Annotated in this window: 15 protein-coding genes and 1 pseudogene; 10 read left to right on the top strand and 6 right to left on the bottom strand. The window is 75.5% G+C overall.

Annotated features, from left to right (window positions below; all coding sequences use genetic code 11):
• Positions 1 to 353: 353 nt before the first annotated feature.
• The gene (locus tag RND61_RS12600) at positions 354 to 806 is read right to left on the bottom strand and encodes an Imm63 family immunity protein (protein ID WP_315877980.1); all 453 of its coding nucleotides are present in this window, start codon (positions 804 to 806) and stop codon (positions 354 to 356) included.
• Between the two features lie 91 nt (positions 807 to 897).
• Between RND61_RS12600 and RND61_RS12595 the strand changes: the two genes are divergently transcribed.
• The 6 genes from RND61_RS12595 to RND61_RS12570 all read left to right on the top strand — a co-directional run bounded on the left by RND61_RS12595 (position 898) and on the right by RND61_RS12570 (position 7378).
• Positions 898 to 1581, top strand: a complete 684-nt coding sequence (locus tag RND61_RS12595) for an acetoacetate decarboxylase family protein (protein WP_315877979.1) — start codon at positions 898 to 900, stop codon at positions 1579 to 1581.
• A 342-nt stretch (positions 1582 to 1923) separates the two neighbouring features.
• Positions 1924 to 3129: an FAD-dependent monooxygenase gene (locus RND61_RS12590; protein WP_315877978.1), complete on the top strand. Its 1206-nt coding sequence runs from the start codon at positions 1924 to 1926 to the stop codon at positions 3127 to 3129.
• A 285-nt stretch (positions 3130 to 3414) separates the two neighbouring features.
• The gene (locus RND61_RS12585; protein WP_315877977.1) at positions 3415 to 3942 is read left to right on the top strand and encodes a hypothetical protein; all 528 of its coding nucleotides are present in this window, start codon (positions 3415 to 3417) and stop codon (positions 3940 to 3942) included.
• Between the two features lie 223 nt (positions 3943 to 4165).
• On the top strand, positions 4166 to 4336 hold the full coding sequence (locus RND61_RS12580; protein ID WP_315877976.1) for a hypothetical protein: 171 nt from the start codon (positions 4166 to 4168) through the stop codon (positions 4334 to 4336).
• A gap of 799 nt (positions 4337 to 5135) precedes the next feature.
• Entirely contained in the window at positions 5136 to 6152 is a 1017-nt protein-coding gene (gene ppk2, locus RND61_RS12575) for a polyphosphate kinase 2 (protein WP_315877975.1), read from the top strand.
• A 323-nt stretch (positions 6153 to 6475) separates the two neighbouring features.
• Positions 6476 to 7378, top strand: coding sequence for a DUF5995 family protein (locus tag RND61_RS12570; protein WP_315877974.1), 903 nt, complete (start codon positions 6476 to 6478; stop codon positions 7376 to 7378).
• Between the two features lie 103 nt (positions 7379 to 7481).
• On the opposite strand, the pseudogene RND61_RS12565 reads toward RND61_RS12570, so the two are convergent.
• Both RND61_RS12565 and RND61_RS32690 read right to left on the bottom strand, forming a co-directional pair.
• A pseudogene (locus RND61_RS12565) lies at positions 7482 to 8939 on the bottom strand (sulfatase-like hydrolase/transferase).
• Between the two features lie 230 nt (positions 8940 to 9169).
• A complete protein-coding gene (locus tag RND61_RS32690; protein WP_373295908.1) occupies positions 9170 to 9262 on the bottom strand; it encodes a putative leader peptide in 93 nt (30 codons plus the stop codon).
• A 415-nt stretch (positions 9263 to 9677) separates the two neighbouring features.
• Between RND61_RS32690 and RND61_RS12560 the strand changes: the two genes are divergently transcribed.
• From RND61_RS12560 to RND61_RS12550, 3 genes are all read left to right on the top strand, one after another.
• On the top strand, positions 9678 to 10841 hold the full coding sequence (locus RND61_RS12560; protein ID WP_315877973.1) for a carboxylate-amine ligase: 1164 nt from the start codon (positions 9678 to 9680) through the stop codon (positions 10839 to 10841).
• Between the two features lie 198 nt (positions 10842 to 11039).
• The gene (locus RND61_RS12555) at positions 11040 to 12827 is read left to right on the top strand and encodes an N-acetylglutaminylglutamine amidotransferase (RefSeq protein WP_315877972.1); all 1788 of its coding nucleotides are present in this window, start codon (positions 11040 to 11042) and stop codon (positions 12825 to 12827) included.
• Complete coding sequence (locus tag RND61_RS12550) at positions 12800 to 15052, top strand: S9 family peptidase (protein WP_315877971.1); 2253 nt, start codon at positions 12800 to 12802, stop codon at positions 15050 to 15052. The genes RND61_RS12555 and RND61_RS12550 overlap by 28 nt, the downstream gene beginning before the upstream one ends.
• A gap of 226 nt (positions 15053 to 15278) precedes the next feature.
• Here RND61_RS12550 and RND61_RS12545 read toward each other — a convergent pair whose 3' ends face one another.
• The 3 genes from RND61_RS12545 to RND61_RS12535 form a co-directional block, all read right to left on the bottom strand.
• The gene (locus RND61_RS12545) at positions 15279 to 16019 is read right to left on the bottom strand and encodes a S1 family peptidase (RefSeq protein WP_315877970.1); all 741 of its coding nucleotides are present in this window, start codon (positions 16017 to 16019) and stop codon (positions 15279 to 15281) included.
• A 952-nt stretch (positions 16020 to 16971) separates the two neighbouring features.
• Positions 16972 to 17700, bottom strand: coding sequence for a hypothetical protein (locus RND61_RS12540; protein ID WP_315877969.1), 729 nt, complete (start codon positions 17698 to 17700; stop codon positions 16972 to 16974).
• A 251-nt stretch (positions 17701 to 17951) separates the two neighbouring features.
• Positions 17952 to 19034 carry an NADH:flavin oxidoreductase/NADH oxidase gene (locus RND61_RS12535; protein WP_315877968.1) on the bottom strand — a complete coding sequence of 361 codons (1083 nt, stop codon included), beginning with the start codon at positions 19032 to 19034 and terminating at the stop codon, positions 17952 to 17954.
• Positions 19035 to 19162: 128 nt separating this feature from the next.
• On the opposite strand from RND61_RS12535, the gene RND61_RS12530 reads away from it, so the two are divergent.
• Complete coding sequence (locus RND61_RS12530) at positions 19163 to 19525, top strand: ArsR/SmtB family transcription factor (protein ID WP_315878006.1); 363 nt, start codon at positions 19163 to 19165, stop codon at positions 19523 to 19525.
• Positions 19526 to 19789 lie beyond the last annotated feature (264 nt).

Genomic DNA, 19789 nt, shown 5'->3' with positions numbered 1-19789 from the left:
GCGCCCGGCGGCGGCCGTGCCCCACGGCCCGGTCCGGTCCGGCAGGGGCCGGTGGCGCGGGTCCGCGCCGACGCCCTCCGGGGCGGGACGGCCGTACGCCCGGGGATGAGGGCGCCTACGGCTTCCGACCCCCCGCCGTCGAGAGCGGCGACATGGCCGCCCTCCCCGTACGCGCCCGCCCGCCCCCGCGGCGACCACGGGGCGGAAGCGCGGGAGGAGGCCGCCGACGACGCCCGCCGGGCGCCCGCCCGGCCTGCCGGACCGTCCGGGAGAACACCGGTCGCAGCGGTACGGCCCCGGCGCTCCTCCGGAGGGCGACGGCCGACGGGCCCGGCGGCTCGGGCACGCGCCCCCTACTCCAGGGGCGGTGGGGGCAGCGCGGGGACGAGGCGGACGTGTTCCGGGTCGCGGAGCGAGGCGACGAGTTCCTCCCGGCGGCGCCGCGCCCACGCGGGGCGGAGGACGTGCAGCAGGGAGAACTGCCGCCGCCACAGCGTCACCCGGAAGGGCTCGCCCTCGCGGGGGTGCCGGCGCGCCCAGACGCCGGCCGCCTCGAAGGTGGAGTCTCTGAACGCCCAGTACAGCAACTCCTCGGGGTCGCGGGTGACGAGCTCCAGGATCTTCCGGCCGCGCTCGTAGGCGAGGTAGCGCAGCTCCCCGTCCCCGCCGACCTCGATGAACGGGTACGCGCCGTCACGGAACCCGAACCCCGGCACCTGCCGGTCGGAGAGCCCGGCGAGCCGCCCCAGTTCCGCCAGCCGCCCCTCCAGGCACCGCCGCACCCGGACCTGCTCGTCCTCGGACACGCCCGCCACCTCCCGAGCCCGGCACCCACTTCTCGTCAAAGCGACGTTAACAGGTGGGTGCGCCCGCGCGCCCACGGGGAAGGCGGAAGGGGTGACCGAGAGCTACCCGCCACCCCCTTGGCGCCTGAGCGGCACCCTGCACGCCGCCCTGTGGTGGGTGGGCGAGCACCGCCTCCCGCGCTGGCCCCTGCCGGCGGGCGTCCGCGCGCTGAGGCTCGGACGGCGGTGCGGCGTGGTGACGTTCTGGGTCGACTACCGGCCCGGCGGCACGCTCGTCTACCGCGAGCTGCTGGTGGCCCTCGCCGTCCGTCGCGGCCTGTCCGTCGGGGCCTGCGCGGTGGAGGCGTGGGTGGACGACCCCCGGTCACTGGCGGGGGGCCGGGCCCTGTGGGGCATCCCCAAGCGCCCGGCGGCCTTCGCCTTCGACGAGCCGGCCCCGGCCCTGCTGAGCACGGCACTGCTCACGGACCGGACCCCGGCGCACCCCCGGAAGAGCCCGGAGCCCCCGGCGGTGACGGCGCTGCACCACCCGCTCCTGCGCCTCCCCGGCAGGCTGCCCCTCCGCGCCCGCCTGTTCCAGCCCGCCCTGGACCGCCGGCAGCCGTGCGAGGTGCCGCTCCGCCTCTCGGGGGCGGTCTGGCTCACCCGGACGCGCCTGCGCACCACCCCGGACGCCCCGCTCGGCTACCTGGTGGGACTGCGCCCCCTGGCGGCGTGCTCGCTGCGGGACTTCGACTTCACCATCGCCCCGGCCGAGCCCCCGCGGACGGCGTGACGCGGAGGCGGCCGGTCACCGGCCACCGGGGCGGCCGTACGGATCGGCTTCCCCGCCCGGCTGAAGGAGCTCCACGGAACCGGCGTCAGGAGCGACGGCGTCCACGCCCAGGAGACCGTCGGCTGGATCGCGTCCACCGCGTGACCCTCCCGCGCGGGGCCGGACGCGCCCCGGGAACCACCGGCGGAGCGCGCCCGGCCCACCGGCCGCGGGCGGGCGGGACGCGCCGACGCGGACCCGTCCGCCCTGGCGGGGCCGCCGTGTCGACGCGTCCCCAAGTCGGGCGGATGCTACTTTTCCCCGCGAAACGCGACGCGTCGTGGGCGGCAGGGGAGTGCGTACGTGAAGGTCGTCTGTGTCGGCGGCGGGCCCGCCGGGCTGTACCTGTCGATCCTGCTCAAGCGGCGGGACCCGGGCCACGACGTCACCGTCCACGAACGCGACCCCGCCGGCTCGACGTACGGCTGGGGCGTCACGTACTGGGGCGGGCTGCTGGAGAAGCTCTACGCCTGCGACCCCCCGTCCGCGCACGCCATCAGCGCGGACTCGGTCCGCTGGAGCGGCGGCACCGCGCACATCCGCGGTACGACGACGACCCGCCCCGGTGATCAGGGCTTCGGCATCGGCCGCCACCGGCTGCTCGACGTCCTCGCCCGCCGCGCCGAGGAACTGGGCGTGCGCCTCGTGTTCGCCCACGAGGTCGACAGCGCCCGCGGCCTGCCCGACGCGGACCTGGTCGTCGCCGGCGACGGCGTCCACAGCGCCCTGCGCGACCGCCACGCACACCACTTCGGCACCAAGGACACCGCCGGCCGCAACAAGTACGTCTGGCTCGGCACGACCAAGGTCTTCGACACCTTCACCTTCGCCTTCACCAACACCCCGCACGGCTGGATCTGGTGCTACGCCTATCCCTACGGCCCGGACCGCAGCACCTGCGTCGTCGAGTGCTCCCCGCGGACGTGGCAGGCCCTGGGCCTCGACCGGATGCGCCACGCCGAGTGCCTGGCCAGGCTCCAGGACCTCTTCGCGGAACCGCTGGGCGGCCACCGGCTGATCGGGCGGCCGCAGGAGGACGGCCGCGCCCCGTGGCTGTCGTTCCGCACCCTGACCAACCGCACGTGGTTCCGCGACAACCTCGTCCTGATCGGGGACGCCGCCCACACCACCCACTACTCCATCGGCGCCGGCACGACCCTCGCCCTCGAAGACGCCATGGCACTCGCCGACGCGCTGCACACGACCCCCGTCCTGCGCGACGCGCTCACCCGCTACGAACGCGAACGCACCACCGCCCTGCTCCCCCTGCAGAGCGCGGCCCGCTACAGCGCACAGTGGTACGAGAACCTGCCCCGCTACGCCCGCCTGCCACCGCCGCAGATGTTCGCCCTCCTGGGACAGCGGCACTCCCCGCTCCTCCCGCACGTCCCGCCGCGGCTCTACCACCGGATCGACCGGGCCGCCCACCGGCTGGAGCCGCTGCGCAGGCTCAAGCACTGGCTGGGCCCCAGGGTCGCCCGCACCCTGGAGGCGTCCCGCCCCAGGTGAGAGCGGTCCGCGAGGCGGGCGCGGGCGGGAAGCCCGTGGCTGGACAAGGGTTGCCTTCCACGGTCGGAGCGGTCCGCGGAGCGGGTGCGGGGCGGCGGACGCGCCCCGGCCGGACGAGACGGACGAGGCGGCCGGGACGTACGGCCGGATCACCGTGACCGGATTCGTCCCCGTCCGCCCGGCGGTGCGCGGGCCCTTCGGTGCGGTGCCGTCCGCGCTGCGCATAAGGTCACCTCCGTGCCCCCGCGGACAACGTCCGTCCCCGTCGAGCCCGGAAGGCGTCACGTGTACCGAGAACGACTCCCCAAGACCTGGACGATCGCCTGCGTCTGCGTCTACCTCGCCATGGTCGTGAAGCTGGGCGTCGACGCGATCCCCGAGGACACGGGGGTGTGGCTGGCCGTCTCCGCCGCCTTCCTCCTGGTGCTCCTGCCCTGCGTCGCCGTGCCGATCTCGAAGGCCGTCTACCACCGCATCGTCATCGACCCGGACCAGGGCGTCCTGCGCGTCGGCCGCGAGCGGCTCGCCCTCGCCGACATCGACCCCGCCTCCGTCCACGCCGCACTGCGGGAGCAGGAACCCGGCACGGTGGCCCGCTACGCCGCCTCCGCCCAGGCCGTCGACGCGCCCGTACCCGGGCTGCGCGCGGCGGACCGGGGCGCGCCCCGCCTGGTCGGCGGCGGCTGGGGCGTCCCCATGGGGATGGGCACCGCGGTCCTCACCACACGGGGCGGCGAGGAGCTGTCCATCGCCACGCACGACCGGAACGCCTTCCTGACCGCCCTGGCCGCCGCCGTGTCCGCGAAGGCGTAGCGCGGACACGGGTCCCCCGGGGCACCGGTCACCGACACCGCCCGTCGCGACGGTGCCGGTGACCGGCCCGTCCCGGCGGGCTCGTACCGGACGCCGGACGGTGTGCGTTACCTCTCGTTCCGTTACCCGCTGTCACAGCTTCCCTTTAAGCTGCCGACAGACATGCCGGGGGCGGGCCCGCCCGTGGCAGCGGTAGAGGCGCTACAGGAAGCGGAGTCAGCTCGTGTTCCAGGAGACCCCGATCTACAGCCGGCTCGTCGAGGAGAGGGGTGATGTCCCGCAGGCGGTGCGCGGCGAGGCCGAACGCATACAGAGGGACCTCGGGCGACTGATCGCGCTGAGCCCGCACCCCCCGCTCGGCGGCCAGCACTACCGCCCGCAGGCGACCCACTAGGCCGCTGGTGCCACCGCCGACGGGCGCGCACCGGCACGCACGCACCGGCGGTGCCCGCACCGGCGACGCCCGCGGCCGTGGGGCAGGCCGCCCTTCCGGCGGGGCCCCGACCGCCACGGCGTACGGACCGGGCGTTCCGGACGCGTACGCGAAAGGGCGGTGGCGGGGGACCCGGCTGGACGACGCCGGGGCGAGCGGGGCAGGAGGAGGGCGGCGGGACGGCGCTGAGGACCGGCGAGCGGACCTCCGGACCTCCGGCGCCCCCACGGACACGGCCGGGTGAACCCTCCGGGCCGTCCGTCCGCGAGGACGAGACCGCCCGGCCTCCGGCGGCCGCCGCTCCCCGGGCCGGACGGGGCCGTGGGCCGGTCCCAGGGGCCGGGCCGGGCCGACGCGCACCGTACCGACCTCCTCGATCCTGCCCGCCCCCGCCGTCGCCGTCGAAGGAGAGGACGAGCCGGTGGCAGGCACCCGGCGGGGTACGGGCGCCCCCACCGGGAGGCACCTCCCGCCGGGAGCGCCGCAGGACGTCCCCGGAGGCGCCGCGCCCGGTGCCGGGGCCGAAGGCCGGGATGCCGCCGGGGCGGGCCGCGAGCACCCGACCGGGTGCACCCCCGTCCTCCGGGACGGCGGCCCCCCGGACCACGGGGACGCCGGAGAAGCGGACGCGCACGCCGCCGGTCCTGCGACCGACCCCGGGCCGGCCCGGCACCGGCGCACCCGGGGCCGAGTGGGAGCGGACGCGGCCACCGGCACGTCCCGCCGGAGAGACTGCGGCGATCCGGGGAAGGTGGGGAGTGTGAACGACAGTGAGAAGGACCAGGAGCGGTCGGAAGAACTGCTCGACGGACTGACCGTCGACACCAGCAGGCCGGAGCAGCCCATCCTGCTGGACGGGTCCGGCGCGGCCATCGAGACCTGGCGGGAGAACTACCCGTACGGGGCGAAGATCCGGCGCGGCGACTACGAGCGGCGCAAGCGCGTCCTGCAGATCGAGATGCTGAAGCTCCAGCGGTGGGTGAAGGACACCGGGCAACGTCTCGTGGTCCTCTGCGAAGGGCGTGACGCGGCGGGCAAGGGCGGGACCATCCAGCGGTTCATGGAGCGGCTCAACCCCCGCGGCGCCCGCGTGGTCGCGCTGGACAAGCCCACCGAGAAGGAAGCCACCCAGTGGTACTTCCAGCGGTACGTGGCGCACCTGCCGGCGGCCGGCGAGATCGTCTTCTTCGACCGGTCCTGGTACAACCGGGCCGGTGTCGAGCGCGTCATGGGCTTCTGCACCCAGGAGCAGTACGAGCTGTTCCTGAGACAGTGCCCGGTCTTCGAGCGGATGCTCGTCGAGGACGGCGTCCTCCTCGTGAAGTTCTGGTTCTCCGTCTCCCGGGCCGAGCAGCGCACCCGGTTCGCGATCCGGCAGGTGGATCCGGTGCGGCAGTGGAAGCTCTCGCCCGTGGACCTCGAATCGCTGGACCGGTGGGACGACTACACCACCGCCAAGGTCGAGATGTTCCGCGCCACCGACACGCCCCACGCCCCGTGGACGGTCGTCAAGAACAACGACAAGCGGCGCGGCCGCCTGGAGGCGATGCGCAGCCTGCTGTGGCGCTTCGACTACGCGAGGAAGGACGAGCAGGTCCTGGGCGAACCGGACCCGCTGATCGTGGGCGCCGCGGACACCCTGCTGGAGGCGGGGGAGGAGAGCACCAATCTGTCCCCCACCCCGCTCGCCCACCCCGCGGGCCGCCCCGGGACCCACCCGGAGAGCCCCGGGGAGGGGGAGGCGAACCGGCCGCCGCGGGGCGCTTCCGGCGGCTGATCGCGCGACCGGCCCGGCCCCGGGCCGTGTGCCGCGGAACGCGCCGGAACGCGCCGGAACGTGCCGGAGGGCGTCGAGGACGGCGAGCGGCCACCCGCCCCTCCCGGGACCGCCCTTCCCGGGCCTCCTCGAAGGCCCCGCTGCCGCGCCCGGCTGACGGTCCGCCGGCCGGTTCCCCGCCGCAGGTCCGGTCGTCCCGCGTCGCCCCGCGGCCGTAACCGGCCCTCCCCCCGTCTCGTTCCAGCAGCGGGACCACCGGGGAGAGCTGGGAGGGGCGGCCCATGGCCTGTCGACCGCGCGGAATCCGTACGATTATCGCCGTCGTGACGGCGGGCGCCATCACCCTGACCGGCGGCACGGCCGCGGCCTTTGCGCCGCCGCCCGCCCGGTCCGGGCACCCGAGCTGCCAGGGCCCGGTCCTCGCGTGCGTGCGGGAAGCCCGCCGCACCCTGGAGGCCGTCCGCGACGAGCTGCGCTGCGACCACCGCGCCCCCTTCCCGGCGATCTACGTACACCTCCAGCGCTCGCTGGAGACGGCGGTCGCCGAGGGCGGGCACTTCGAGGAGCCGTCGTGGCTCGCGGGCCGCCTCAACACCGGCTTCGTCAACCTCTACCTCGACGCCTACGAGGCCGACCGGGCGGGCCGTCCCGTCCCGCGGGCATGGCGCGCGGCGTTCGACGCGGCGCGCACGGCCGACGTCAACGCGGGCCAAGACGTGCTTCTCGGGGCGAACGCGCACATCCAGCGGGACCTGCCCCACGTGATCGCCGCGCTGGGGCTCACCCGCCCCGACGGCGGTACGCGCAAGGCCGACTACGACCGCTTCCAGAAGGTCCTGGACCGCGCCTACGGGCCCGCGGTGCGGGACGTCGCCCGCCGCTACGACCCGCTCGTCGCCCTGGGGGACGACCGCTGGAACCCCGTCGCGGGCCGCACCGCCGGCGAACTCTTCCGCGAGTGGCGCGAGCAGGCGTGGGAACACGCCCGGCAACTCGCCGGCGCCCCCGACCGGGAGGGCCGCGACCGCGTCGTGCGGAGGATCGAGACGAACGCCGCGCAGTGGGCACGGCTGCTGGGCGCCGTCCGTGCGCCCGGCTACCGTGCCGTCCGCGACACCTACTGCCGCACCCGGGCCCCGGGGCGGAGCGTGCCGCCGCCGCGTGCGGCGACCGGAGGGACCGAACGGGCCGGAGGGGCCGGAGGGAGTGGACGGGCCGGGCGCTGAGCCGCCGGGCCGGGAACCGGCCCCGGGCCGGCGCCGCGGGGGCAGCCCGCGGCGGCGGGCCGCGACGGCGCGGTGCGACGACGGGCCGTGACGGGCCGTCCGTTCAGCGGTCGCCGGCCGGGTAGGGCAGCAGCCCGGCGTCGATCCGCTCCCACCGGGCCCGCAGGTCCGCCAGGAGCGCCGGTTCCGCCGCCGCCCTGTCGGCCTGCTCCCGCTGGTCCGACGCGAGGTGGAAGAGGCGGTCCCGGCCGTCCTTGCCCCGGTGGTACTTTCAGTCGCCCAGCCGCAGCGCCCGCTCCCCGCGCACCCGCCAGAACAGGGGCCGTTCGGGCAGCCGCTCACCGCGCAGCAGGTAGCCGGCGAGGCTGGTGCCGTCGAGGGGGTGGGTCGGGTCCGGCCGGGCGCCCGCGACCTCCAGGAGCGTGGCCGTCCAGTCCGGCGAGAAGACCGGCTCGTGGCTGACCTGGCCGCCGTCGACGCGGGCCGGCCAGCGCAGGATCGTCGGCACCCTGATCCCGCCCTCCTGGAGGGAGCCCTTGTTGCCGGCCAGCGGCCAGTTGTAGGAGAAGCGCTCCCCGCCGTTGTCGCTGGCGAAGACGACGAGGGTGTCGCGCTCCCGCCCCGACCGTCTGAGAGCGGCGAGGACGCGGCCGACGGAGCGGTCGAGGTCCTCCACCATCTGCGTGTACTTCTCGACCGAACCGCCGTCCTGGTGCCACAGCGCACCGGACTCGCCCGCCTTGATGCGGCGGACGATCTCCGCGCTCGCCTCGGTGTCGCCGTCGGCGATCCACGGCCAGTGCGGCGTCGTGAAGTTGAGGTTGAGCAACCAGGGCCGGTCGTGCTCCCGCTCCACGTACTCCACGGCCCTCTCGGTGAGGATCCGGGTGTAGTACCGCAGGTCCTTGTACGGGGCGTCGCCCTCGTACAGGTCGTACTCGCCGCCCAGCCCGAGCTTGGAGTAGTACTCCAGGGCGCCCCCGAAGTTGCCGAAGAACTCCTCCCAGCCCGACCGGACGGGGCTGTAGTCGGGCAGGTGGCCGCAGTGCCACTTGCCGATCAGCGCGGTGCGGTAGCCGGTCCGCCGCAGCAGGGAGGCGAGCGTGGGGTGCGTGGGCTCCAGGCCGACCGACTTGTTCGCGATCGGCTCGGCGAGCCCGCCCTTCGTGCGTCCCGGGTAGCGGCCGGTGTAGAGGCTGAACCGGGTGGGCGAGCAGGTCGACGAACCGGAGTACGCGTGGGTGAACCGGACCCCTTCGCGCGCCAGCCGGTCCAGGTGCGGCGTCCTGATGTGCGGGGAGCCGTACGACGACAGGTCGGCCCAGCCGAGGTCGTCACCGAGGATGAACAGGATGTTGGGGCGCGGCGAGCGCCGGTCCGGGGCGGCCCGGAAGGGACGCTCCCGCTGCGCCGCCCGTACCTGGGCCTGCGCCTGCCCGGCCGGCAGCCCCACGGCGGTCGCCGCCGCGACCGAGACGGCCGTGGCGGCGCCGAAGGAGCGGCGGGACAGGGGCGGGGCGGAGCGGTCGGGACGGTCGGGACGGTCGTACGAGGCAGTCACGGGGTCTCCAGGGAGGTCACGGAGGCGTGCCCGGGCAGCACGGGGCGCCGCCCGGCGCGGGACGGCGTGGCCGCACGCCGGGCGGCACGGTCCGGGAAAGGGGAAGGAAAGGAGGGGGAGGCGGAGCCGGAGCAGCGCGCCGCGGCACGGTGGCCTCTGGCGGCAGGGGCAGCGGCCCCCGTGGCAGGCGGTCGCGCCGGACCGTCAGGCCGGCGCCGTGTGTCGCGCGCTCAGGCGCGGCGACAGATCGCGCTCGCTACACGGACGAGGTCGACGTGGCGGCGCTCCACGAGAGTGACCGTGGGGTCACCGGAAGCCTGCATGGGCCAGAGCATCACGGAGCGTGGCGCAACTGTCAACAGCGGTTCGCATGGCGGACGTTCGGCGGTGCCCGTTCCGGGTGCCGGGCGGCCCCGTCGAGGCGGGGCGGTGGGCGGTGGGCCGTACGGCCGTGGGGCGGCCGGAGGGGAAGGGCTCCCGGTTGCGCGGCGGCACGACGGGGCGACCGGCCGTGACGGTGGAGCCACGGCTGTCGGCCGTGCGGTGGAGCGCGCGGCTCCGGGTCGCGCCGGTCGTCCGGGGCCGCCGGCCGGCGTCCGTCGAGGGGTCCGAACCTCTCGTACAGCGGAATTAGAATTCCATATTCCGGAATGAAAGGGTCCAGGCGTGTTGTCCGATCTTCAGGGCATTCGGAGTGTACGAGCGCGGTCGGGCCGCGCACTGGCCTGAGGAGTGACGGTGACACTGGCTGTCGGAGTGGAGGAGGAGTTCCATGTCCTCGAGGTGGAGACCGGGATGCTGGTGCCCCGGGCCGGAGACGTGCTCCAGGGCCTGCCGAAGCGGCGCTTCACCACGGAGCTGCTGCAGTCGATCGTCGAGTCGAACAGTGACGTCCACACCACGACGGACGCCCTCTGGGCCGACCTGATCCAGTCGCGGGCGCGGCTCGGCGGCAACGCCGCGGGCAACGGGCTGGCGGTGGTGGCGGCGGGCACCGTGCCGTTCGCGGGCAACGGCGCCGGCCGCGTGACGCCGGACCGCCGCTACCGGCACATGGTGTCGGAGTACCGGCAGATCGCCGACGAGCAGCTCATCTGCGGCACCCACGTGCACGTCGACGTCCCCGACCGCGACACCGCGGTCCGGATGATGTGCCTGATCTCGCCCTGGGCGCCCGTGCTGCTGGCGCTCTCCGCCAGCTCGCCCTTCTGGGCGGGCGCGGACACCGGCTACGCGAGCTGGCGCACCATGCTGTGGCAGCGCTGGCCCACCGCCGGCCCGGCGGGCTGCTTCTCCGACGCGGCCGCGTACGACGCCGCGGTCAACGAGCTGATCGCGTCCGGCGTGGTCACCGACCCGGGGATGATCTACTACGACCTCCGGCCCTCCGACCACCAGCCCACACTGGAGCTCCGCGTCTGCGACTCCTCCCCGAGCGTCGAGACGGTCGTCCTGATCGCGGCGGTCTTCCGGGCCCTGGTGATGCGGGCGACCGCGCGCATCGCCGCCGGCGGGTCCCCGCGGTGCGACGGCCGGCACGAGTGGCTGCGCGCGGCCACCTGGCGGGCGGCGCGCTCGGGCCTGGAGGGCGACCTGATCGACCCGGTGTCCCGCCGCCCGGCCCCCGCGGCCCGCGTCGTACGGACCATGCTGGCGCGTCTTCGCCCGGAGCTGGAGGAGTGCGGGGACTGGGAGACCGTGCGGGAGCTGACGGAGAAGGCCCTCGCCGACGGCAGCGCCGCACACCGGCTGCGCCGCGTCGCCGCCCGCGAGGACATGCTGGCCTGCGTCGACGAGTTGATCGCCCTGACGCGCGGCCCGGGCGGCCACGTGGCCCAGGCGGCCCCGAAGGCCGCCCGACAGAGCGTGCCCCGCGGTCCCGTGGAGCCCATCGGGGGCTGACCCGCGCCCGTGCCCGGCGGCGCCACGCGCCCCGGGCCGGGCCGTCCGCCACGGAACACGCATGAGAAACACGAGAAACACCAGAAGGAGGACCCACATGTGCGGCGACACTGCATTCGCCTGCCGCATGGACGCCCGCGCCTCACGGCCGCGCGGCGGCGAGGAGGACGAGGCGCTCCGCGCGGGAGGTGACACGCGATGTGCGGTCTGAGCGGCGAGATACGGTTCGACGGCGGACGCCCGGACCTGGACGCGGTACGGCGCATGAACGACCGGCTGGCACCGCGCGGCCCCGACGGCGAGGGCCTGTGGACACAGGGCCCCGTCGCCCTGGGCCACCGCCGGCTGAAGATCATCGACCTGTCCGACCGGGGCGCCCAGCCGATGTCCGACGGCGCGGACGGCCAGGTGACCGGCGTCTTCAACGGCTGCCTGTACAACTACCGGGAACTGCGGGCGGAACTGCGACGCCTGGGTCACCGCTTCGTGTCCACGTCGGACACGGAGGTGCTGATCAAGGCGTACCTCCAGTGGGGCACGGACTGCGTCGACCACTTCTACGGGATGTTCGCGTTCGCGCTCTTCGACCACCGCACCGGTCGGCTCGTCCTGGGCCGCGACCGGCTCGGCATCAAGCCCCTGTACCTGGCGACCGCCCCCGGACGGCTCCGGTTCGCCTCGTCCCTGCCGGCCCTCCTCGCCGCCGGCGGGGTGGACACCTCGATCGACCCGGTCGCCCTCCACCAGTACCTGACCTGGCACGCGACCGTCGCCGCGCCCCGCACGATCCTCACCGGCGTGAGCAAGCTCCCCCCGGCCACGGTCCGCGTGATCGAGCCGGACGGCACCCACCGCGACCACCGCTACTGGCAGCCGTCGTACACGCGCCGCCCGGAGCACGAGGGGATGAGCCCCGACGAATGGCGGGACGCCGTGCTGGAGGCGCTGCGCGTCGCCGTGCGGCGCCGCATGGTCGCCGACGTCCCCGTGGGCGTGCTGCTCTCCGGCGGCCTGGACTCCAGCCTGGTCGTGGCGCTCCTCGCCGACGAGGGGCAGCGCGACCTGGCGACGTTCAGCGTCGGCTTCGAGTCGGCCGGCGGCGAGGAGGGCGACGAGTTCCGCTACTCCCGGCTGATGGCCGAGCAGTTCGCCACCGACCACCACGAGCTGATGGTGCCCTCCACCGAGGTGTCGGACGCGCTGGACGCGGCCGTCGCGGCGATGTCCGAGCCCATGGTGAGCCATGACGTGATCGCCTTCCACCTGCTGTCGCGGCAGGTCGCCGAGCACGTCAAGGTGGTGCAGAGCGGCCAGGGCGCGGACGAGGTCTTCGCCGGCTACCACTGGTACCCGCGCCTCGCGGTGCCCGAGCGGAACAAGGCGCCGGAGGCGTACGCGGAGGCGTACTTCGACCGCACGCACGCCGATCTGGCCCGCATCGTCCAACCGCACCTGCTGCCCGACGAGGACGTGTCGCAGCGGTTCGTGCGCGACCACATGGCGGCGCCCGGCGCGCAGACCGCCCTCGACGCCGCCCTGCGGCTGGACACCCACGTCATGCTCGTCGACGACCCCGTCAAGCGCGTCGACAACATGACCATGGACTGGGGCCTGGAGGCCCGGGTGCCGTTCCTCGACCACGAGCTGGTCGAGCTGGCCGCGGCCTGTCCGCCCGAGCTGAAGCTCGCCCACGGCGGCAAGGGCGTGCTCAAGGAGGCCGGCCGCAAGTTGCTGCCCGCCGAGGTCGTGGACCGGCCCAAGGGGTACTTCCCCGTACCCGCGATCAAGCACATGGCCGGTCCGGTCCTCGACCGGGTGCGCGACGGGCTGAGCGCCCCCGAGGCCGCGGCCCGCGGCGTCTTCCGCGAGGAGTACGTGGCGGAGCTCCTCGCCGCACCCGACGAGCACCGTACGAGGCGAGGGGCGAACGGCCTGTGGCAGGTAGCGCTGCTGGAGCTATGGCTGCAGAAGCACGGCATCAGCTGACGGGTCCCCGGAGGGACGGCCACGACATCCCGGTCGCGGCCCCCTCGGCCGTGCCCCTGGCACCGGCCGAAGGGGCCCGGGACGAACCGGTCAGGCTCACCGCCCACGGCTGCTGGTACCCGTCGGCCGACCCCTACGGGGCGCGGGTCGCGTTCATCTGCGACCGCGGCGGGGTGCCGCAGCTGTGGACCGGGCCGGTGGACGGCGAGGAGGCGCACCTCCTCGACGCCGGGCCCGACCCCGTGTCCGAGGTGTCGTGGTCGCCGGACGGCCGGTGGATCGCCTACACGACCCGGCCGGGCGGCGGCGAGCACTCCCGGGTGCTGTGCGTACGCCCCGACGGCACCGGGCGCCGCGTCCTCGCGGGCGCGGAGCCCGGCACCTCCGCCTACCTGGGGTGCTGGCTCCACGACGGCTCCGCCGTCGCGGTCACCGTCGCCGCGCCGGCCGTGACCGGCCCGGCGACGGCCGCCCCCGGCGCCGCCCCGCCCGGGGAGCCGGCCGAACCGGGGGAGCCGCAGACCGTGGGGCCGGCCGCGGGCTGGAGCGAACGCGACGGCCACGCCGTCCTGCTGGGCGGCACGCACCGCGGCGACGTCGACCCCGCCTTCCGCGCCCCCGGCGCCACCCCGTTCGGCGGGGCGGCGCTGCCGGGAACCGGGCACGCCGCACCGGGCGCGCCGTCCCCCGGGGCGCCCACGGTGCGGGCGGGCAACGGACTGGCGGCGTACCTGATCGACCCCGACGGGGTGGCGGCGCCCGTGCTGGTGGCCGTCGAGGGGACGGCCGCCACGCTGCGCGTCTGCGACGTCAGCCGCGACGGCCGGCTGGCGGTGCTGCGGCGCGGGCCCCGCAACCGGCGGGAGGCCGTCGTGGTCCGCCTGGCGGACCTCCGGGCGGCGGCGGCCGTACCGGTCGCCGACGGCGATCCGTGGGTCGGCGCGTTCTCACCGGACGGGAGCCGGCTCTGGCTCCGCAGCGACGCCGACCGGGAGTTCGCCGCCCTGCTGGGCGCGGACCTGGCGCCCGACGGGAGCATCGCCCGGCTGTCGGTGGCCGCCGAGCGCGCCGGTGTCGACCTGGAACTCCTCGCGGTGGCCCACGAGGGCCGCGGCGCCTTCCTGGCGTGGAACGACGGAGGGGTGAGCGAACTGGAGTTCCGGCCCCTTCCGGGCGCCGCCCCGAACGCCCCGGACGCCGCCGCTCCCGCGACGGAGGCGGGGCGGGCCGTACCGCTGCCCCACGAGGTCGCCACCCGGGTCGTGCCCGCCGGTACCGGCGGGGCGGCGATCGCCCTGAGCGGTTCGCGGCGGCGCCCCGGGATCTGGTGGCTGCCCGGGGCCGGGGCCCCGCTCATGACGTCGTGGTCCTCCCGCGACGAGGACGCGGTGCCGCCCGGCCGCCGCCCCACGCGGCCGGTCCGGCACCGGTTCACCGCGCGCGACGGGATGCCGCTGAGCGGCTGGTACTACCGCGCGCCGGGCCGGGCCCCCACCTGGCCGGCCCCCTGCGTCATCCACCTGCACGGCGGCCCCGAGGAGCAGGAACGCCCCGTGCTCGACCCGCTGTACCACGAGCTGCTGGGCCGCGGCTTCGACGTCTTCGCGCCGGACGTGCGCGGTTCGTCGGGCCACGGGCGGACCTTCGTGGACGCCGACCTCGGCACGGGCCGGTTCGCCGCGATCGAGGACGTCGCCGACTGCGCCGCGCACGCCGTGCTCGCCGGTCCGGCGGACCCGTCGCGGCTGGCGGTGATGGGCCGCTCGTACGGCGGATACCTCGTCATGGCCTCCCTGGTGTGGCACCCGGAGCTGTTCCGCACGGGCGTGGCCGTGTGCGGCATGTCCGACTTCCAGTCGTTCTTCGCCGGTACGGAGCCCTGGATCGCCGAGTCGGCCGCGCACAAGTACGGCCATCCGGAACGGGACCGCGACCTGCTGCGGTCGCTGTCGCCGCTGCACCGGGTGGACGCCCTGCGCGTGCCGGTGCTGGCGGTCCATGGCGAGTACGACACGAACGTGCCGCCCGGCGAGTCGGAGCAGTTCGTACGGGCGGCCAGGGAGCGGGGGATCGCCGCCGAGCTGCTGACGCTCCGCGACGAGGGCCACGAGTTCCAGCGGGCCGACAACAGGCGCCTGTTCCGTCGTACCGCGGCCGACTGGCTGGAACGCCACCTCATCGGCGGAGGCGCCGGGGCGGCGCCCTTCGGCCAGGGCGAGGACTGACCGGGACGGACCCCGGCCGGTGCCCGCGCGGGGTCACGGGGCGCCTGCCCCGCGCTTCCCGCGGGCCGAGGCGGACCGACGCGGCCCGGCACCGACACGGCCCGGCACCGACGCGGCCCGGCACCGACGCGGCCGAGCCGTGCCGGTGCCGGGCCGGCGGGGCGCCGTGCGCCCCTGCCCCCCTCCTCCGCGCGGGCGGTCACCGCGCGGAGGAGGAGAGGGGCGGTCACACGCCCGCGATGCTCTGGATCCAGGAGCGGTACGCGGTCACGTTCGTGTACGCGGTGGTGGTCTGCCGGTCGCTGGTCGAGGCGACGCCGACCTGGACGCCGTTGGCCATCATCGGGCCGCCGGAGTCGCCGCCCGCCGTGATGCCGTCGCCGCGGCGGGCGCAGATGGCCGAGCCGTTGTAGGCGTCGCGGCAGCCGCCGCTCACGATGACGTTGGCGACCTTCAGGTACTGCGACTGGCAGTTGGCCTCGGAGCCGCACTGGGACGTCGCTCCCCAGCCGTACACCTGGACGGTCTGGTTCACCGACACCGAGCCGGGCTGGCCGAGGCGGGCGTACGTGCCTGCCACCGAGCGGTCCAGCCTGACCAGGGACAGGTCCGAGGACGCGTGGTTGTGGATGCTCACACCGTTGGCCAGCGTGCCGCCGCTGCTCTGGTCGAGGCTGCCGATGCGGAAGGACAGGCCGCCGCCGCTCACGCAGTGCTTGGCGGTCAGGATCCAGGTCGGGGCGATGATCGTGGCGCTACAGGTCTGCCGGCCGTTGGAGAACAGCCGGGCCGCCCAGGGGGCGTTGCTGGCGTAACCGCCGCCGATGATCGGCTGGACGGAGGCGGCCTCGGACACCGAGGCCGGCGCGCTGCCGGCAGTCGTCGTCTGCGCCGTCGCCGTGGGGGCGAGCCCCAGTACCGCCAGCGCGGCGGTCGCGAGCGCGGGTATCAGCCTGCTTGTTCGCACGTTGGTCTCCCTTGTGTGGGGGTTGTCGCGTCCTTCATGAGGACTCCGCTGCATAGGTATGCAGCTAGTGGGTGCACGCGACGGTCGGGTGAACCTGTCGCGTGCATGCCATGTGCGGCTGGGGCGAATCTGGCAGACGAGTCGCCGCTCACGCAAGGGGTCGGCGGCGGGAAGTGCCCCGGAGGTTCGGTGAGAGCAGGTAACGCTTCGTCAATTGCGCAAGTAAAACCGCCCTTTGCTGGGAGGGGGAAGGGGTCGGACGGGATGGCTCCGGCGAGGTTCCGCTCCTCCCGTCGTGCCGCCCGCAGATCACCGCACCGGCGCGATGTGCTCGCTGGAGCCCTTCAGGAGGTCTTCGGTGCAGCCGGCGGCGATGCGCGTAGACATGCGGTTTAGGGCATAGTAAAGAGAAAAGGAATGGTCTGGACCTTTATGCGGAGAAAGGCTGCTCCCGCCGGGAATCCGTAGGCCCGCCGCCATGGGCGGGCGGCCTCCGGCACACCGCGGGGCGCGGACGGAGGATGCCGGAGCGTCAGGGTCGGTCGGCGGGGTGAAGGTGCTGTTCGGGTACCTCCTCGCCCCCCCCGCGCAGTCCGCGGAGCGGGGCGCGCTGCCCCAGCCGTACGCGGCCACGGCCCCGGACGTCTCGGGCGGCGACTTCCACGGGCCGCACGGCACGGCCGAGCTGCGCGGCGGGCCCACCCGGGTGCGGCTGTCGCCCGCGGCGGCCGACGGTGGGACCGGCCGCCGCCTGTGGGAGCTGTCGGAGCGCCTGACCGGCGTGCGGTTCGCGTTGTCCGCCGTGTCCCGAAGCTCCGTAGCGGAGTCCGGCGGCTCGGGGGAGCGGCGTCTCGGAGGGGGCGCCCCGGAGGGCGGCCGGCGCGTCAGCCGGACGCGCGGCCCCGGTGACTCCGGGGGCCCGAAGGCGCGGCGGAAGACGCCGGTGAACGCGTCAGTCGACGGCGTCGCCGGGCGCCACCCGGTGCGCCTCCAGCTCCGGGGAGGCCAGCAGGTCGGTGATCAGCGCCTCCGACCCGCCGACGTACGTGCTCACCAGGTCCACGTCGCCCCCCAGGCACCAGGCGCGGTCCTCCGGCCACCACAGGTCGGGCAGCTCGGCGAACTCGTCCAGGGTCACCGGGGAGACGACTTCGGCCAGTGTTCCGGCGAGCAGCACCTCCTCCCGGCCGGGCGTCTGGAAGGACGGCACCGGGTCGAAGTCCCACCGTCCGTAGCCGTTCCACAGGCCGTACCAGCAACGGTCGGGCGTCCGCGTGTGCCGGGCGAGGACCGGGACGAGGGCCCGGGCCACATCGGGCGGAGTCGGCCCTTCCGCCGGATGCTCGTCCCAGACGCCGGGCAGGCCGGAACCGGAGGTGTCCCGGTGGTCGCGGTCCACCCCGATCAACTGGTGCCAGCGCGTGTCCGGCGCCACTTCGCGCCCGTACGCCGCGGCCACCGTCGACCACCGCACCGGCCGGTCGCCCAGGGAGGCGGGGTGCAGCACGCGGGCGTACGCGGCGAACCCGGCCGCGGCGACACCGGCCACCGTCCCGAACTCGCCCACCCCGGGGCCGCCGGCGGCGAGCCAGCGGGCCGGACCGAGGTCCTCGGTCCGCACGCGCAGGCGTCCGTAGAGCTCGGGGGCGGGGTCGCGGTGCACCGGGGGGAAATCGTCCATCCGCACAGTGTGCACGGCCGGCGGCCCCTGCCCCACCCGGCGGCCGAACGGGGCGGGGGCACCCGCGCGGGACGGAACCGCGGACCGGGTGCGCGGTCCGGGACCGGGCCCTCCTCGCGGGTCCGCGGCCCGCTCCCGGGGTACGGGCATCTTCCGGGGTACGGCGTCTCCCGGCGTACGGGCATCTCCCGGTACGGCGTCCCTCGGCGTACGGCGGCGTCCTGACGGCGCCGCGACGCCGTCGGCCGGGGTCAGACCGCGCGGTGGTACTGGTCCGGCACGTGCACGTCGCCACCGAGCGCGCGCGCCGCGTGCCGCGCCCAGGACGGGTTGCGCAGCAGCTCGCGGCCGAGCAGCACCGCGTCCGCCTCCCCGTTGGCGACGATCTTCTCCGCCTGCTCGGCCTCGGTGATCAGCCCGACCGCGGCGACCGGCAGCCCCGTCTCCGCCTTCACGCGCGCCGCGAACGGCACCTGGTAGCCCGGGCCGACCGGGATGCGCACGTGCGGCGCGTTCCCGCCGGTCGACACGTCGAGCAGGTCCACGCCGTGCTCCTTGAGCAGGGCGGCGAACCGCACCGTGTCGTCGGCCGTCCAGCCCACCCCCTCCTCCAGCCAGTCGGTGGCCGAGATGCGGAAGAACACCGGCAGTTCCCCGGGCCACACCTCCCGCACCGCGTCGACGACCTCCAGGGCGAAGCGCGCGCGGTTCTCGAAGGAGCCGCCGTACGCGTCGGTCCGGCGGTTGCTGTGCGGGGAGAGGAACTCGCCGATCAGGTAGCCGTGCGCACCGTGGATCTCGACGACCTCGAAGCCCGCGTCGAGGGCGCGCCGCGCCGCCGCCGCGAACTGCCCGACGACCGCCCGGATCTGGTCCCGGGACAGTTCCTCGGGCACCGGGTGGCCCTCGTCGAAGGGGACCGCGCTCGGGGCGACCGGCTGCCATCCGTGCTCGTCCGCACCGACCGGGGCGCCGCCCTTCCACGGACGGTCGGTGGACGCCTTGCGCCCGGCGTGGGCGATCTGGAGGCCCGGGACCGTCCCCTGGCCCTTGAGGAAGCCGGTGATCCGGCGCAGTGCCTCGACCTGGGTGTCGTTCCAGATGCCGAGGTCGTACGGGCTGATCCGGCCCTCGGGGGAGACGGCGGTCGCCTCCAGCAGGATCAGGCCGGTACCGCCGGTGGCGCGGGCCGCGTAGTGGGCGAAGTGCCAGTCGTTCGCCACGCCCGCGTGCGGGCCGGTCGCCTCGGCGCTGTATTGGCACATCGGCGCCATCCAGACGCGGTTGGGGACGGTCAGCGACCGCAGGGTGCGGGGTTCGAACAGTGCGCTCACGGCGGACTCCATTCGGGCGGTACGGGTGTACGACTCGTACGGTAACCCTCGTAGTACGTCGCCTGTCAAACTACGAGGGACTTCGTACAATGGGGGCATCCGACGAGTCTGGAGCCCCCGTGACACCCGTGCCCCGCGCGTCCGCCGCGACCAGCCCGCGCGAGCTCGCGCACCCCGCGCGCGACGAGATCCGCCTCGAAGGCGTCCTCCACGCGCTCTCCGACCCGATGCGGCTGCGCGTGGTGCGCGAACTGGCCGCGGCGGACGCGGAGGTCGCCTGCTCGCACGTCGAGCTGCCCGTCACGAAGTCGACCTGCACCCACCACTTCCGCGTCCTGCGCGAGGCCGGCGTCATCCGCCAGACCTACCGCGGCACGGCCAAGATGAACGGCCTGCGCCGCGACGACCTGGACGCCCTCTTCCCGGGCCTCCTGGACGCCGTCCTCGCCGCCGCCGGGGCGCAGGCCGCCCGTCGTCCCACCGGCTCGTAGCGGGGCGGCGGGGGCGGGGAGCCGGGGAGCCCGGGCGGACCGGAGGGCGACGGGCCGTTCCCCGCACACCGCGCCGCCGCGCCGCGTCGTGCCGCCCCGCTACGACCGACCCCGTACGGCCCGGGGCCGGGAAACCGCTCGGGGTACGCCCCAGGACCCGGGCGGCAGCAGGAGCGGCGGGACGAGGACCGGGAAGGGGACGCGGAACCGGACCGGAAGGGCCCCGCCCCCTCGGCTCGCGATCCCGCGTAATCCCGTCAGGGC

The sequence above is a fragment of the Streptomyces tamarix genome (assembly GCF_032423885.1).
Taxonomy (GTDB): domain Bacteria; phylum Actinomycetota; class Actinomycetes; order Streptomycetales; family Streptomycetaceae; genus Streptomyces; species Streptomyces tamarix.
The sequence above is the reverse complement of the archived record's forward strand: the minus strand, read 5'-3'. Positions and strand labels throughout refer to the sequence as shown.

What these genes read in the sequence shown, in the direction of transcription:
- RND61_RS32690 (WP_373295908.1), bottom strand. Translation starts at nt 9,262, where the DNA reads ATGCAGGCTTCCGGTGACCCCACGGTCACTCTCGTGGAGCGCCGCCAC.
- RND61_RS12540 (WP_315877969.1), bottom strand. Translation starts at nt 17,700, where the DNA reads ATGGACGATTTCCCCCCGGTGCACCGCGACCCCGCCCCCGAGCTCTAC.
- RND61_RS12550 (WP_315877971.1), top strand. Translation starts at nt 12,800, where the DNA reads ATGGCTGCAGAAGCACGGCATCAGCTGACGGGTCCCCGGAGGGACGGC.
- RND61_RS12555 (WP_315877972.1), top strand. Translation starts at nt 11,040, where the DNA reads ATGTGCGGTCTGAGCGGCGAGATACGGTTCGACGGCGGACGCCCGGAC.